Below are 14729 nucleotides of genomic sequence, written 5' to 3' on the forward strand. Positions count from 1 at the left end.
ATTTACTCCCTCCCGAAATAACATCATTTATTACCAACAATTTTGCAATTTATCTTTGCAAAAATACCAACTAGGTAAGCAAATTCATCTCACTTATACTTAAATTAAGAAGTAAATAGGTGAGAAGTTTATGCGAAGTAGAACCATTGAATTATTTAAAAAATTCATTTCAGTCGACTACCCATTAACCATTGAAATGCTTACAGAAGAGTTTCAAATTAGCGCTCGAACTATTCGTAATGAAATTCAAGAAATTAATGAGTTCTTATCCCAAAGACATTTCACTTTAATCACCACTGTGCGTAATAAAGGATTTATTATCCATGCCGATCAAGATCAAAAACAGCTTATTCAACATGCATTACTTGGCTTGTCCACATCAGCCGTTTTGAGCAAAGATGAGCGCCAGTTTGATTTGTTATTGTCAATTGCTTTTGCTAAAACACCTGTTATTTTAAGCCATAAAGAAGCGGTCTATTTTGTTTCAAAAAGTGTGTTAGATGAAGATATTCGTAAAATCAGAGCACGATTAAAAAAATATGATATTGAATTAATTAGCCAACCTAAACAAGGGATGCAATTTGTCGGATTAGAGCGCTCGATTCGTTTAATGATGTATGAAGCTATCAACCAATTTGCCGCAAATTTAGAGCTAGATAAGCCTCTACATGAACTCAGTTCGATACAACAACATTTGTTTAATTATATTCCTCAATTATTGATTGATAACTTATTGCAGTTAGCGCACCGAACTATCAGTCAGATACATGATGAAATTTATGTTCAACAAATTGTTATTTTTACCGCTATTTGGATTGTTCGTAATCAGCATCAACATCATCTGACAATGGTCCGATCTGATTTTAATAATAATGAACAGGGACAAATAGCTAGCTTTATTCATTTGGTGTGCAAGCATTTCGCATTGCAGGTAAATTGGCAAGAGCGCCAATATATCATTTACATGCTGGAGGCATTTAATACTAAGGATATTAATAACTATGTCGAATGGCTCAATGCACAGTTATTAGCGATTAAATTGGTTAATTATGTTGAAGAAAAAACGCAAATCCCATTTTCGACCAAACAGGAACAGTTATATGAAAACCTTTGCAAGCACTTAGCCGGGTTAATTGCCAGAGTGAGTAATAATATTCACATTATTAATCCATTGCTTGATAGTATTAAACAAAATTACGGTGAAATTCATGCAGCTATCACCACTTTTATGCATGAGCTTGAAACAAAACTAAGCCATAAGATTTCTGATGATGAAATCGCTTTTTTGACAATTCATTTTTCAACCTTTGCCAGCGCCATTAATCAAGATCGCAGTTACTATTTTAAAGCTGTGGTGTTGTGTTGTCATGGTATAGCAACTTCTAATCTACTTGCACAGACACTCAAAGAGTTTTTTAGTATAGATGTTTTAGCGATTTTGGGTCGCAATGATTTAAATTTATTGGATCAGCTTGATTTTGATTTAATATTTTCTACTTTCCCTTTGCAGCATTTTGCTCATCCGGTTTTAGTGTTAGAACCTATATTAAAAGAAAAAAATCATCCAATCATTAAAGACTTTTTAACTAAACATCGTGCTAATCGGCGTATCAATCACCTAACAGATGCAACGGATCTGTTCTATTCACTTGTTAATTTAATTAAAGAAAGTGGCGGTATTGTGTCCGAGCCTATCTATAACCAACTTGAAAAGTGTTTAGCGCTTAATAATCTTAAAATCAATAAAAGGAAAATCCAGCCTATGTTGAAAGATATTCTTACTGATGATGACATTTTATTACATCAAGACTGCCATGATTGGCGAAAGGCTATCCAAATCGCTGCTGAACCACTATTAAACAAACAGTTTATTTTACCTTCTTACGTCGATGCCATGATCACATCGGTTGAACAATATGGCCCTTATATTGTGATTGGTAAAAATTTAGCCCTAGCGCATGCTCGCCCTGAAGACGGGGTAAACCAATTAGGTCTGAGCGTAGTGACGATGCGTCAACCGGTTGATTTTGGTAATGATGATATGGGACCAGTGAAAATTATATTTTGTTTAGCCGCTATCGATTCGTTTTCTCATCTCAACATTATGCGCAGTTTGATTGAATTAATTAATGATGAACAAAAACTGGAGCACTTAACCAAATGTCAAAGCATAACGCAATTTAAGTCAATTTTATTTAATGAAGCAAAATCGGATTGAATAGTTAAATCCGAAGGAGAATAGAACATGAGTAATTTAACCATTTTATTTGTATGTGGTGCAGGGTTAGGCAGTAGTTTTGCTGCACAAATGGCAACCGAAGATGTATTAAAAGCAAAAGGTATCGAAGCCAAGTTAGATCACACCGATATTTCATCGGCGGCCTCAACCAAGGCCGATATTATCATCACAGCTGAAAATTTCCGCCCTCAGTTTGCTAAATTCAATATCAGTGAACAAACCGCAGTGGTCTATCTTAAAAATATAGTATCAAAAGCGGAAATTGATGAGAAGTTAAGTCCAGTATTGCAACAAAAGGGATTGCTTTAAATCCACAAAAAGGAGACTACCATGAATGTGATTAACTTTATTATCGACAATATTTTAACTCAAGCTTCGATAACCATTAGCTTAATTGCTATGTTTGGGTTGATTTTGCAACGTAAATCCGTTGGACAAATTATTTCCGGCTCACTGAAAACCTTATTGGGTTTTCAAGTACTCAATGCCGGATCCAGTATCATTGTGGGAAGTTTGACCTATTTTGGGCATATCTTTACCGCTGGCTTTGATATGCAAGGCATTATTCCCTCGATTGAAGCAATTAACGGGCAAGCAATGAATCAGTTAGGATTAGGTCGTGATATTGCTCTAACGTTTTTGATGATCTTTATCTTCAATATTCTTATTGCTCGTTTTACCCGTTGGAAATACATTTTTTTAACTGGGCAGGCTATTTTATGGATGGCAACAATGACAACGGTATTTGGTAGTTTTGCCGGACTGTCCGGAATAACACTAATTTTGGTTGGCGGGTTTATTGGTGCACTTTTTGCTGTATTTATGCCTGCCATTGCCCAACCCATTATTCGTAAAGTGACCGGATCCAATGACATTGCATTAGGGCACTTTTGTACAATTGGCTATTTATTCGAGGCTGGCGTAGCTTATCTGGTAGGGGAGCGAGGTGAAAACAAGCGTTCTATTGAAGATATGAAGTTGCCTAAATCATTTGAATTTTTGCAAGATACTTATTTATCCGTCATGGTGGTTATGATCCCGCTTTATATTATTACCGCTCTTTTCGCTGGTGAAGCGTATGCTTCAACCTTATCCGGTAGTCAAAATTACGTCATTTATGCCTTTACCCAAGCGATAATATTTGTCGTTGGAATCTATGTGTTACTTGCTGGCGTGAGGTTATTACTCGGTGAAATTGTTCCGGCATTTAGAGGTATCGCAATGAAAGTTGTACCGAATGCAATTCCGGCGCTTGATTGCCCGGTATTTTTCCCTTATAGCCCAAATGCGGTGATTTTAGGTTTTATTACCACATCTATAGGTACCGTAATTGCCATGTTAACGCTACCTGCCTTTGGTCTGGCGATGATTTTACCGGGAATGTTAACCAACTTTTTTGCCGGCGGTACGGCAGGGATCTTTGGTAATGCAGTTGGTGGTCGCCGTGGTGCGCTTATCGGCGGTATTGCGCATGGGATATTTATTACTTTGCTGCCTGCTTTGCTTGTTACTATCTTTAATCAAATGGGGTTTATCAATGCAACGGCAACCGATGTCGATACCGTCACAGTGGCACTGCTTTATGCATGGATATTAAGCCCGATATTGAAGCACTTTTAGTTTAGGAGTTTGACATGTTTAACTTTTTTAAAAAAAAGGCGCCTAAAACAAATCTCGCTCCCGATTCAGAGGTTAAAAGCAGTCTGACAGCACAGCAAATTGAACAGATTGAGCTAAAGATTAACCCATTATTGGAGCAGATCGAAAAGACCGATGATTTGCTGATATTAGCTTCATCATGTGAACAAATCGGCTTGCTTTATCATCAATTAAATCATATTGATTTGGCTATTGAGTATTTAGAAAAGAGCCAACAGCATAAGAAATCAATTGGCGAGGGTTATAAAACATTAATGAATTTGTATAACGCTAAGCGAGCTTATGCCGCTCAGCATGGCTCATTGGCTGATATCGATATTTGGATGAACAAAATGGATGCTATGCGCAATATTGCTAAACAGATGACTATTCAACGAGATTAAAGGAAATAATTATGTACACCACACTTAAAGATGTGACTTTATTAGCCCAAAAATTAAATTTCACTGTTGGTGCGTTTAATACGCATAATTTAGAAATGTTACCTGCGATGTTACGGGCGGCAAAAGAGGTTGGCGCGCCAATTATCATCCAAACAAGCGTTGATACCGCAAGGTATATTGGCTTTAAAGTTTTAGTCAATGCCGTAAAAGCTATTGCCGATGAAGAGATAGTCGATGCGGTATTACACCTCGATCATGCTAAAAATTTTGATGATATAAAGCAGGCGATTGATAGCGGATTTACTTCGGTCATGTTTGACGGATCTTCGCTACCATTTAAAGAAAACATTTTAAAAACTCGTGCAGTGGTGGAATATGCCCATGCTCATGGCGTATCAGTTGAAGGAGAATTAGGGACAATCGGCGGAACAGAGGAAGGCGTTCATGTTGATGCTAACGATAAAGTTTATACCAAACCTGAAGATGCACAGGCATTTGTAAAAGCAACGGGAATTGATGCTTTAGCCATTGCTATAGGTACCAATCATGGGCAATTTAAGTCAAAAACAGAGGTAAATATCCCGTTATTGAAAGAAATTCATTCTAAGGTTGATATTCCTTTGGTCATTCACGGCGGAACAGGGGTCAAAGAGGAGGACTATCCGGAACTGATTAATAACGGTATACGTAAATTTAATGTTGGCACAGAGTTATTAGTTAACTGGACACAAGTTGCAAAAGATAAATTTTCCCAGACTGAAATTAATCAATCATTACGCCATAATATTATTCCAGCTAATGAGGCGGTTAAAGAGATAGTGAAGCATAAAATGCGTTTATTTCTCAATACCAATAATTGTGTAAACTAAGTGAGCGTGAGTATGCGTAAATATTTAATTTTACTCGCTGGCTGCCCTTGTACAGGAAAGACTTATCTGGTTAATAAATTGCAACAACAATTTAAAGATAGTTTCATGATAACACCCGATGAAGCGAAAGTTTTATATGCTGACTCAGTTGGTTTTAATTCGAAAGCTGAAAAGCAGGCACTTGAGCACAAAGTTTGGCATTTTTATTATGGTGTTCTACAACTGTATATGGATGCCGGTAAACGCATTATTATTTCTGAATACCCCTTTAGTGATAAGCAAAAAAAGCGACTGAGTGAGTTGGCGCAAAAGTATCATTATCAAGTCATCACAATCCGCCTAATTGCTGATTTTGATGTGTTATGGCAACGTCGCTATCAACGAGACCGCTCGCCGGAACGGCATTTGAGTCATATTATGCAGCACTATCACTATGGCGATAAACTTGAAGATCGTAGTTTGGCCGACGATTTAGTCACTAAATCGCAATTTTATCAAATCTGTCAAACTAGACAGTACGACGAGTTTGCTTTGGGGCAGTTGATCGAAATGGATGTTACCCATTTTAATCAAGTTGATTATTCGGGTTTATTGGAAAAATTGAAACAAATCATTAAACAATAGCTTTATTAGATAATCAATGCCGATTAACGTTAATCGGCATTATATTTAGGGTGACAAAGCAAAAGGATCAGATTTGATTGTAGGAATAGGCAGTTATGGATAAATAGTGAAATAGCTTAGTTTTATTTTTCGTTTATCTTCTCAATAACATTTTAAATACAAAAAATTCTTTCAATATAGCAATTAAAGAATTTAATAAGCCATTTCTAATCAATCAAGTTCAATGAGCTAAACCATGAAAAGACTGCTATTTATTTTTATCGTTTTTATGTTTGTGGTAAATGCTAAGCCTCATTTGGATCATGAAAATTATGGCAAGTGGGTGATGTTGACCGAATTAAATAATAAAAATGTGATTGATGAGCCTTGTTATTCCGGTAATCGGTTTATCAATTATCAAAAAGGTAAACTGGATGATTATACCGGGCAAGAAATGATTTCATGTGAGATAAAATCAAGCTACTTTAAAGACGGCAAATATTTTATCGATTTAGAACCAAAATGTAGATACTCTGATAGCATAAGTTATGAAGTTAAGGATGAAAATACTTTAATTTGGCATTTATACCATTCATTTTCTCTTGTAATGACTAATTAGCCCGATAAGTTTGACAAGGTCTATGAAACATGTGAGGAGATACAGTAAAGGTATTAACATTTATCTCTCTCAAGACAAAGGCCAATGCCGACACAATGGTGTCGGCACTATTATTTGGCTTTTTAGCTTTTGATTAGATCAACTTCAACACCTAACCCTTTTGCCACACCTGAACCATAATCGGGATGTACTTTATAGAAATGTTTAAGCTGTCTAATTTGAATATCACGATCGACATTTTTCATTGAAGTGACAATATTATCAATAAGCAGTTGTTTTTGATCCGGACGCATCAAATTAAATAATGCACGTGGGTGGGAGTAGTAATCACCGTCAACACGATGATCGTGTCTATCCATTGTACCGGCAGGGACATGCATCGGTGGCTCAGCATACTGCGGTTGTTGTTTAGGTGCGCTATCAACACTATTTGGTTCATAGTTTGGTGCATTATCCGGCGTATAAAAGCGCATAGCTCCGTCACGTTGATAATTGTGTACCGGACATTTAGGTGCATTGATTGGTAATTGTTGGTAGTTTGTACCAATACGATAACGGTGCGCATCGGCATAAGCAAAAACCCGCCCTTGTAACATTTTATCCGGTGATAAGCCGGTACCGGGTACGAGATTACTTGGTTCAAATGCGGCTTGTTCTACTTCAGCAAAATAGTTTTCCGGATTACGATTAAGCTCCATAACACCGACTTCAATAAGTGGAAACTGTTTTTGCGACCAAACTTTAGTGACATCAAATGGGTTTTCCGGGTGGTTATTCGCTTGTTCTTCACTCATCACTTGTATATAAAGTCGCCATTTAGGATAGTCACCTTGTTCAATGGCATTAAAGAGATCTTCTTGTGCTGAATCAGGATTGCTACCGTCGAGTTCTGCGGCTTTTTTAGGATGAATATTTTTAATACCTTGTTCCGTTCTAAAATGCCATTTTACCCAAGTTCGTACATTGTCTTTGTTGATTAAACTATAAGTATGGCTACCAAAACCATGCATATGCCGAAACCCGTCCGGAATGCCTCGGTCAGAAAATAGAATCGTTACCTGATGAAGTGATTCTGGCGATAAAGAAAAAAAGTCCCACATCATTTGCGGATCTTTTAAGTTGGTCTTAGGATCGCGTTTTTGCGTATGAATAAAGTCCGGGAATTTGAGTGCATCACGAATAAAAAATACTGGCGTGTTATTACCGACGATATCCCAGTTACCTTGATCTGTGTAAAATTTTACTGAAAATCCACGTGGATCACGTGCCGTGTCAGATGAACCACGTTCACCGCCAACAGTTGAAAATCGAGCAAAAACGGGAGTTTGTTTGCCTACTTTGGCAAAAATACTGGCGTAGGTATATTGAGTAATGTCATTAGTAACGGTGAATGTTCCGTGTGCACCGGAGCCTTTGGCATGCACTCGTCTTTCCGGAATATTTTCACGGTTAAACTGAGCGAGTTTTTCGATCAATTGATAGTCGTCAATCAATACTGGTCCACGAGGGCCTGCAGTGCGAGAGTTTTGATTGTCGGCAATAGGGGCACCATTATTGGTGGTGAGTTCTTTTTTTTCTGACATTGCAACACTCCTTCTGGTTATTAGATCGTACCTTTATAGTTAAAGAGTTGTGACTGATTTTATTGAAAAATTAATTTATTAAGGAATAAGATAAAGACGGTGATGCGTGTAAAAAAAGATATTGCTCGATTTATTATATAACTAAATTGGCTTTTAATTGTAGAAAAAACAAATTAATTATTTTTTAATCTCGCTATGAGCGGTAATGAATATGAAAATGACTCGTTAACTAGATTAAGCATAAATGATTTCCGGTAATTGAACATCCCAATGCTGATTATCAACATGATCAATTTTTTGGCAGGCAAATGCCAACCCGATAGGATAAATTTGCTGTTGTTGGTAGTTTTCAAGCAAACGATCATAATAGCCACCCCCCATACCGATACGAAATCCTCGGTCGTCAAATGCTACCAGTGGTGTAAAAATAACATCAAGCTGTGGGGAGGGTAAAACGTTTGATACATTTAAGGCAGGTTGTAAAATGCCATATTGATTTTGGCTAAGTGGCGTATCGGGCGTAAACTTCAAAAATAATAAATGGTAAGGCACAAAAGGGTGAATTACTGGCAAGTAGACCGATTTATTTTGTTGCCATAAATATTCAATAATCGGTTTGGTGTCAACTTCGCCATCAAACGACAGAAAGATACCGATATTTTGGGCTGTTTTAATTACATCATGATTAGCAACTTTCTGATAAATCGCTTGCTGAGCAAGTTGGCGTTCATGGGTAGATAATTGGCGTCTTTTTTGACGGATGAACTGACGAATATTCATGATTAATCTTCAGCAACGTAAGGGGTAAAACACTCCAAGATGTCGTTAAGGTTGTAACCCTTGAACCCAAGGTTCAAGGTGAACAATATGTTTTAATTTTTAGGTTTCCTTATAAATAAGGCATACACACCAATTAAAAATCACACCGTTCTAAAATAAAGAATATCGGCTCAGGGGACTAACCCTTCTCGCGAACATCTCAGAGATGGTTAACATAATACAAAATTTAGAAAATCATACAATAGTATTTGTGTTAAATTTACAAATTATTTGGTTAGATGTTGGTATTAAGAGCTGAATCAAGCAATTGTTGTAACATTTTTAAACGATTACTAAATTCATTGCTTTTTTGTTTTTCTTTAGTCAATTCATAAGAAATATTGAGTGCTGCAGTCATGATAAGTTGATCGCTACCAATCTGGGGCGATTTTTCTCGTAAATTTGTTAATCGGGTTTCAAGATCTTGAGCGGCACTTTTTAATGCGTCAACTTCATCTACCGGACAGTTAAACTTTAAAGTTCGTCCAAAAATTTGAATCGTGACAGCTTGAGTTTCCATATTTAACCTATCGTTTTTTAAATTCATTAATTTTTTCGATTATATGTTCACAGTTCAATCCCATTTCTGAACGGATCTCATTTTGTGAGCCTTGTGGGATAAACTCATCAGGTAAACCGATGTTTAAAATATCACATTTTATTTTTTTCGATAATAAAAATTCATTGACGCCACTTCCGGCGCCACCTTTAATACTGTTTTCTTCAACAGTAACAAGTATATTATGGCTTTGGCTAATGTGCAAAAGGACTTTTTCATCCAATGGTTTGACAAAACGCATATCAATGACTGTAGCATTAATTTGCTCAGCGGCTTGTAAAATTTCAGGCAATAATGTGCCAAAGTTGAGTAAAGCAATGTTTTCACCTGTTCGGCATAATCTCGACTCACCTATTGGAATTGTTGTAAGTGGTGTCAAACTAGCGCCTGTTCCTTCTCCTCGAGGATAACGCACAGCAGAAGGTCCATTATGCAAATAACCGGTATTTAGCATTTGCCGACATTCGTTTTCATCACTCGGTGTCATTATGACCATATTTGGGATACAGCGCAAATAACTTAAATCAAAAGCACCTTGATGTGTTTCACCGTCGGCACCAACAATACCGGCTCGATCGATCGCAAATAGTACCGGTAAGTTTTGAATGGCAACATCATGTATAAGCTGATCATAAGCCCGCTGTAAGAAGGTTGAATAAATTGCCACAACAGGCTTTAAATCACTAATAGCAAAACCTGCTGCGAGTGTGACGGCATGTTGCTCGGCAATGGCAACATCGAAAAATTGTTCGGGATAAAGGCGGGCAAATTCAGTCATGCCGGAACCTTCACTCATAGCCGGTGTGATTGCCATTAAGCGTTTATCCGTTTTTGCCACTTCGCACAACCAATCGCCAAAGATTTGACTATAGGTTGGAGTAATTTTATCGGCGGCTGGTAATATACCGTCAACAGGATTAAATTTAGGTACACCGTGCCACAAAGTGGGATTTTTTTCAGCCGGCGCATAGCCTTTGCCTTTTTGAGTGATCACATGAAGTAGCTGTGGGCCTTTTAACTGCTTAACTTTTTGTAACGTGCTGACTAAATTTTCAATATCGTGGCCATCAATTGGTCCAATATAGTTAAATCCTAGCTCTTCAAAAAGTATTGCCGGTGTGACTAAACCTTTTAAATGCTCCTCGGTCTTTTTAAAAAGTTCTTTTAATGGCGGAATATTTTCAAGCACGCGTTTTCCGCTCTCACGAAAAGATGCGTAGGTTCTGCTGGCTAAAATTTGAGTTAAATGTTGATTCAGTGCGCCAGTGTTTTCAGATATCGACATATCATTGTCATTAACAATAACCAGCATATCGGGCTTAATATGTCCTGCGTGATTCATCGCTTCAAAAGCCATACCGGCAGTTAATGCGCCGTCACCTATAATGGCAGCAACTTTTTGTCCAGACTGTTTTTTTTGTTCACTAATGGCAATGCCTAAAGCCGCACTAATCGAGGTGGAGGAGTGGCCGGTTGTAAGGACATCATACTCACTTTCATCACGATGTGGAAAGGGACGTAAACCGTCTTTTTGACGTATGGTTAACATCTGATCACGGCGTCCGGTTAAGATCTTATGTGGATAAGCTTGGTGCCCTACATCCCATATAATTTTATCAAATGGTGTGTGATAGACATAATGTAAAGCGGTAGTTAGCTCAACGACTCCAAGTCCCGATGCTAAATGACCACTAGACTGGCTGACACTGGCAAGCAAGTATTGTCTTAACTCATGGCAGATAGCCGCTAGTTGCGATAGCGGATATCGTCTGAGATCCTCAGGCGAGTTAATTTGTTTTAATAACGGGTAATTGTCTAAATTCATTTTTGCCATTAAGTTATTGGTTAACTATTTCGATTAATAATATAATCAGCAAGATCTTGCAGTGGTTGACTATTATAAGGTATTTTCTTCAGACTATCGATAGCTTGAGTATGTAGCGCTTTAGTCATGTTAGTCGCAGTTTGTAAACCAACAAGTGCCGGGTAAGTACTCTTTTTAAGTGCAATATCCGATCCTTGAGGTTTTCCCATAATTGATTGATCGCCGATGACATCTAAAATATCATCTTGAATTTGAAAAGCTAATCCAATCGCTTGAGCATAGTTATCCAGCATCGAATAATACGGTAGGGCAATATCACCACTGGCAAAAGCACCTAAGCGTACAGCAGCTTTGATAAGGGCACCGGTTTTAAATCGGTGAATTTGCTGTAAATGTTCAAGTGAAATAGTTTGGTGCTCTGCTTGCAGATCCAGTGACTGACCTAAGCACATCCCCGATAAACCGCTTGCACGAGCAAGCTCTGCTATCATATTGACTTTGATTTGATCATTAATATTTTCACACTCTGATATTAAACTAAAGGCCAACGATTGTAATGCATCGCCGGCAAGTATAGCTTGGGCTTGACCAAACTGGATATGGCAAGTTGGCTTTCCTCGCCGCAGATCATCATTATCCATTGCCGGTAAATCATCATGTATTAATGAGTAAGTGTGAATTGCTTCAATTGCCGCCGCAGCCGAATCAAGCTTAGTCAGTGGGCAGTTAAACATCTGACCGGTTAAATAGACTAACACAGGTCGAATGCGCTTACCGCCAGCTAGCAGGCTATAACTCATTGCTTGTTGTAGGTTTGAGTGTTCACACTGCGATATATAATCGGTTAAGAAGGAATTGATTCGTTGCTGCAAAGGCTTAAGATTATTCATTATCATCAAGTTCAAATTCTGATAATTGTGCTTCACTATTTTCAGACAGTAAAATTTGAATACGTTGTTCAGCTTGGCTGAGCTGTTTTTGCCCGGCTCTAGCCAGTTTTATCCCTTTCTCGAATTCGTTTAGCGCCTCATCTAATGGTAAATCACCATTTTCCAGTTGAGTCACGATAGTTTCGAGTTGTTTGATTGTTTCTTCAAAACTCGGTTCTTTATCCTGTTTTTTTGCCATAATGTACTCCTTCTTTTTGCTAAATGAGTATACACGTATTTTTAATCATGGTGAATTACGATATTTTATACTGAAACGTAGGTATTTTCTGAAACTTCTTGACAAAAATAGTTAATTTTCGTTTTCTTGCTCCAGTTCATCTATCGATAATAGTGCTATATCTGGGTTTATTGGTTTTTTTACTTCGATGCCTAACTCTCGAAAGCGTTCGATTTGACCAATAACATTGCCACGACCTTTTGCTAATTTGTTCATTGAGCTTTGATAGGTCTGTTGTGCTTTATCTAAGCAATTGCCTAATCCTTCCATATCCTCAATAAAGCCTCGCATTTTGTCATATAATTTACTTGCTTTATCGGCAATCAGTTCGGCATTTCGATTTTGATATTCGTATCGCCATAAATTATGGATAGTCCGTAGTGCGACTAACAGCGTTGTTGGGCTAACTATCATGATGTTATTTTTTAGTGCATCGTTGATTAATGCCGGATCGTTATCAATTGCGGATAAAAACGCAGGCTCAACCGGAATAAACATTAAAATGTAATCAAGCGAATTGATACCAATTAATTTATGATAATCTTTTTGACTTAACTGTTTTAAATGATTTCGAACTGCGGTTAAATGTTCGCTCATGGCTTTAGCGCGAGCTACCTCATCGTCACTGTTAAAAAAGCGCTCATAAGCAACCAGCGTTACTTTAGAGTCGATAACCACATCACCTCCTTGAGGAAGGTGAACAATCACATCCGGTTGTAGACGTTGCTTATTTTCATTGGTTAAATTGACTTGAGTTTCATATTCATACCCCATTCGCAATCCGGAATTATCCAAAATTTGGCTTAGAATAAACTCACCCCAATTACCTTGCGTTTTATTATTACCTTTTAGAGCATTGGTAAGATTAGTTGCCTCTTTGGTCATCTGCTCATTAAGTTGTTGCAAGTTACGAATTTCGTGGGTTAAGGTATGGCGCTCTTTGGCTTCTTGTCCAAAACTGTCTTGAACTTGCTTTTTAAACCCTTCTAATTGCTCTTTTAGTGGTGAAAGCAGAAAATCCAAACTTTGCTTATTTTGTTGCTCAATTTTTTTACCACTGCTTTCAAAAATACGATTAGCCAGATTTTCAAATTGGGTGGTTAAGCGCTGTTCACTTTGTTCAAGCAGGATTTGCTTTTCATGGGCGGAACTTAACGTCTCTTCTAATCGGGTTTTTAGCTCACTTATTTTGATATTTTGGGCAATATGTTGTTCACGATACTGATTCAATTGCGCATCAAGCTGTTTAACTTGTAAAATTAATGTTTGATTTTCTTGGTTTTTTTGCGTGAATTGCAGCTCAAATATTTGATCTAAATTATTTAAAGATAATTTAAGTTTAATAACCAGAATCAATAAAATCAGTGCTACTGCACTGATTGTTACTAAAATCCAGTCAATTGAGCTTAACGTTTCTAGCATAATTAAGCCCTTTCAAAAGTAAATGACATGACATCATCTAAACTATCTGCGTTGAGTGCTAACATGATTAATCGATCTAAACCGACCGCAACCCCGGCACAATCAGGTAGACCTGATTCCATGGCTGCCAGTAATTCAATATCAATATTTTGAGGTGGTAAGTTTTGATTAGCACGATCAATGTTGTTTTGCTCAAAACGCATTCTTTGTTCTTGTGGATTTGTCAGCTCTTTAAAGCCGTTAGCAAGTTCGACCCCTTTATAGTAAAACTCAAAACGGCTGGCTACACGATGATCTTCTGAACTAATGGCGGCAAGTGCCGCTTGTGATGCAGGGAAATTAAACACTGCAACAGGCTTATCTTGACCAATGTGAGGTTCAATCCCGAAGGAGAACAAGCATTGTAGTAGTGTATCTCTGTCAAAATTATTAGCATCGATTTCAACATTGAGTTGAGTCAGCGCATTAACTAAAGTTGCATAGTCAGCTTCTAGCGGATCGATGTTAAGATGACGTTGAAAAACTTTTTGGTAGCTAATTCGTTCAGCCGGTTCACAATCTAAAACTGTTTGTAGCAGATCATCAACTTCATTGATCATCTGCATCATATCAAACTGAATTCGATACCATTCAAGCATAGTGAATTCCGGATTATGAATTCGGCTAATTTCTTCATGGTTACGAAAACATTTAACCAGCTGATAAATCGGTCCACTACCAGCAGCTAGTAGGCGTTTCATATGGTACTCAGGGCTAGTAATTAATGACATCTTACGCCCTTGTTGCCCTTCATCTTCCCCAGGTTTTAAATATTGTGTATGAAAAGAACTTAAATGAACATCTGTTACTGCATATTGACTTAAAATCGGTGTTTCAACTTCTAATATACAGCGATCGGTAAAAAATTGTCTTATTTGAGAAACAATTTTAGCTCGCTTAAGTAAATTATTTATAGATGCAGTAGGTTGCCAAGTCATAAAAA

The 14729-nt window shown here is 37.5% G+C and carries 15 protein-coding genes and 1 other RNA gene; 7 read left to right on the plus strand and 9 right to left on the minus strand.

Annotated features, from left to right (window positions below):
* Positions 1–130 precede the first annotated feature (130 nt).
* From J3U37_RS01870 to J3U37_RS01900, 7 genes are all read left to right on the plus strand, one after another.
* Positions 131–2218 (plus strand): BglG family transcription antiterminator, encoded by a 2088-nt coding sequence (locus J3U37_RS01870; protein ID WP_267373067.1) that lies wholly within the window; start codon positions 131–133, stop codon positions 2216–2218.
* Between the two features lie 27 nt (positions 2219–2245).
* Positions 2246–2548, plus strand: coding sequence for a PTS sugar transporter subunit IIB (locus J3U37_RS01875; protein ID WP_220217836.1), 303 nt, complete (start codon positions 2246–2248; stop codon positions 2546–2548).
* Between the two features lie 21 nt (positions 2549–2569).
* Positions 2570–3859, plus strand: coding sequence for a PTS sugar transporter subunit IIC (locus J3U37_RS01880; RefSeq protein WP_220217835.1), 1290 nt, complete (start codon positions 2570–2572; stop codon positions 3857–3859).
* Between the two features lie 14 nt (positions 3860–3873).
* Positions 3874–4281 carry a hypothetical protein gene (locus J3U37_RS01885; protein ID WP_267373068.1) on the plus strand — a complete coding sequence of 136 codons (408 nt, stop codon included), beginning with the start codon at positions 3874–3876 and terminating at the stop codon, positions 4279–4281.
* Between the two features lie 11 nt (positions 4282–4292).
* Complete coding sequence (locus J3U37_RS01890) at positions 4293–5150, plus strand: class II fructose-bisphosphate aldolase (RefSeq protein ID WP_267373069.1); 858 nt, start codon at positions 4293–4295, stop codon at positions 5148–5150.
* 12 nt (positions 5151–5162) lie between these two features.
* A complete protein-coding gene (locus tag J3U37_RS01895; protein WP_267373070.1) occupies positions 5163–5774 on the plus strand; it encodes an AAA family ATPase in 612 nt (203 codons plus the stop codon).
* 235 nt (positions 5775–6009) lie between these two features.
* Entirely contained in the window at positions 6010–6372 is a 363-nt protein-coding gene (locus J3U37_RS01900; protein WP_267373071.1) for a hypothetical protein, read from the plus strand.
* 122 nt (positions 6373–6494) lie between these two features.
* On the opposite strand, the gene J3U37_RS01905 is transcribed toward J3U37_RS01900, so the two are convergent.
* The 9 genes from J3U37_RS01905 to epmA all read right to left on the minus strand — a co-directional run bounded on the left by J3U37_RS01905 (position 6495) and on the right by epmA (position 14724).
* Complete coding sequence (locus J3U37_RS01905) at positions 6495–7955, minus strand: catalase (protein WP_220217830.1); 1461 nt, start codon at positions 7953–7955, stop codon at positions 6495–6497.
* Positions 7956–8189: 234 nt separating this feature from the next.
* The gene (locus J3U37_RS01910) at positions 8190–8735 is read right to left on the minus strand and encodes a 5-formyltetrahydrofolate cyclo-ligase (RefSeq protein WP_267373072.1); all 546 of its coding nucleotides are present in this window, start codon (positions 8733–8735) and stop codon (positions 8190–8192) included.
* A gap of 28 nt (positions 8736–8763) precedes the next feature.
* Positions 8764–8944: non-coding RNA, 6S RNA (gene ssrS / locus J3U37_RS01915), on the minus strand.
* A 65-nt stretch (positions 8945–9009) separates the two neighbouring features.
* Positions 9010–9294, minus strand: coding sequence for a cell division protein ZapA (zapA, locus tag J3U37_RS01920; protein ID WP_267335195.1), 285 nt, complete (start codon positions 9292–9294; stop codon positions 9010–9012).
* Positions 9295–9301: 7 nt separating this feature from the next.
* The gene (gene dxs, locus J3U37_RS01925) at positions 9302–11158 is read right to left on the minus strand and encodes a 1-deoxy-D-xylulose-5-phosphate synthase (RefSeq protein ID WP_267373215.1); all 1857 of its coding nucleotides are present in this window, start codon (positions 11156–11158) and stop codon (positions 9302–9304) included.
* 20 nt (positions 11159–11178) lie between these two features.
* Positions 11179–12054: a (2E,6E)-farnesyl diphosphate synthase gene (gene ispA, locus J3U37_RS01930; RefSeq protein ID WP_370633971.1), complete on the minus strand. Its 876-nt coding sequence runs from the start codon at positions 12052–12054 to the stop codon at positions 11179–11181.
* Positions 12041–12286, minus strand: coding sequence for an exodeoxyribonuclease VII small subunit (gene xseB / locus J3U37_RS01935; protein ID WP_220217825.1), 246 nt, complete (start codon positions 12284–12286; stop codon positions 12041–12043). The genes ispA and xseB overlap by 14 nt, the downstream gene beginning before the upstream one ends.
* A gap of 111 nt (positions 12287–12397) precedes the next feature.
* Entirely contained in the window at positions 12398–13747 is a 1350-nt protein-coding gene (gene rmuC, locus J3U37_RS01940; RefSeq protein ID WP_220217824.1) for a DNA recombination protein RmuC, read from the minus strand.
* Between the two features lie 2 nt (positions 13748–13749).
* Positions 13750–14724, minus strand: coding sequence for an elongation factor P--(R)-beta-lysine ligase (gene epmA, locus J3U37_RS01945; RefSeq protein WP_267373073.1), 975 nt, complete (start codon positions 14722–14724; stop codon positions 13750–13752).
* Between the last annotated feature and the right edge of the window lie 5 nt (positions 14725–14729).

The sequence above is a fragment of the Gilliamella sp. B3172 genome (assembly GCF_026536465.1).
Classification (GTDB): Bacteria; Pseudomonadota; Gammaproteobacteria; order Enterobacterales; family Orbaceae; genus Gilliamella.

Bases quoted from the DNA above. Each gene is read 5' to 3' on its own strand.
- zapA (WP_267335195.1), bottom strand. From the start codon at position 9,294: ATGGAAACTCAAGCTGTCACGATTCAAATTTTTGGACGAACTTTAAAG.
- rmuC (WP_220217824.1), bottom strand. From the start codon at position 13,747: ATGCTAGAAACGTTAAGCTCAATTGACTGGATTTTAGTAACAATCAGT.
- J3U37_RS01890 (WP_267373069.1), top strand. From the start codon at position 4,293: ATGTACACCACACTTAAAGATGTGACTTTATTAGCCCAAAAATTAAAT.
- J3U37_RS01870 (WP_267373067.1), top strand. From the start codon at position 131: ATGCGAAGTAGAACCATTGAATTATTTAAAAAATTCATTTCAGTCGAC.
- J3U37_RS01880 (WP_220217835.1), top strand. From the start codon at position 2,570: ATGAATGTGATTAACTTTATTATCGACAATATTTTAACTCAAGCTTCG.
- dxs (WP_267373215.1), bottom strand. From the start codon at position 11,158: ATGAATTTAGACAATTACCCGTTATTAAAACAAATTAACTCGCCTGAG.
- J3U37_RS01910 (WP_267373072.1), bottom strand. From the start codon at position 8,735: ATGAATATTCGTCAGTTCATCCGTCAAAAAAGACGCCAATTATCTACC.
- J3U37_RS01895 (WP_267373070.1), top strand. From the start codon at position 5,163: ATGCGTAAATATTTAATTTTACTCGCTGGCTGCCCTTGTACAGGAAAG.
- J3U37_RS01875 (WP_220217836.1), top strand. From the start codon at position 2,246: ATGAGTAATTTAACCATTTTATTTGTATGTGGTGCAGGGTTAGGCAGT.
- xseB (WP_220217825.1), bottom strand. From the start codon at position 12,286: ATGGCAAAAAAACAGGATAAAGAACCGAGTTTTGAAGAAACAATCAAA.
- epmA (WP_267373073.1), bottom strand. From the start codon at position 14,724: ATGACTTGGCAACCTACTGCATCTATAAATAATTTACTTAAGCGAGCT.
- J3U37_RS01885 (WP_267373068.1), top strand. From the start codon at position 3,874: ATGTTTAACTTTTTTAAAAAAAAGGCGCCTAAAACAAATCTCGCTCCC.
- ispA (WP_370633971.1), bottom strand. From the start codon at position 12,054: ATGATAATGAATAATCTTAAGCCTTTGCAGCAACGAATCAATTCCTTC.
- J3U37_RS01900 (WP_267373071.1), top strand. From the start codon at position 6,010: ATGAAAAGACTGCTATTTATTTTTATCGTTTTTATGTTTGTGGTAAAT.
- J3U37_RS01905 (WP_220217830.1), bottom strand. From the start codon at position 7,955: ATGTCAGAAAAAAAAGAACTCACCACCAATAATGGTGCCCCTATTGCC.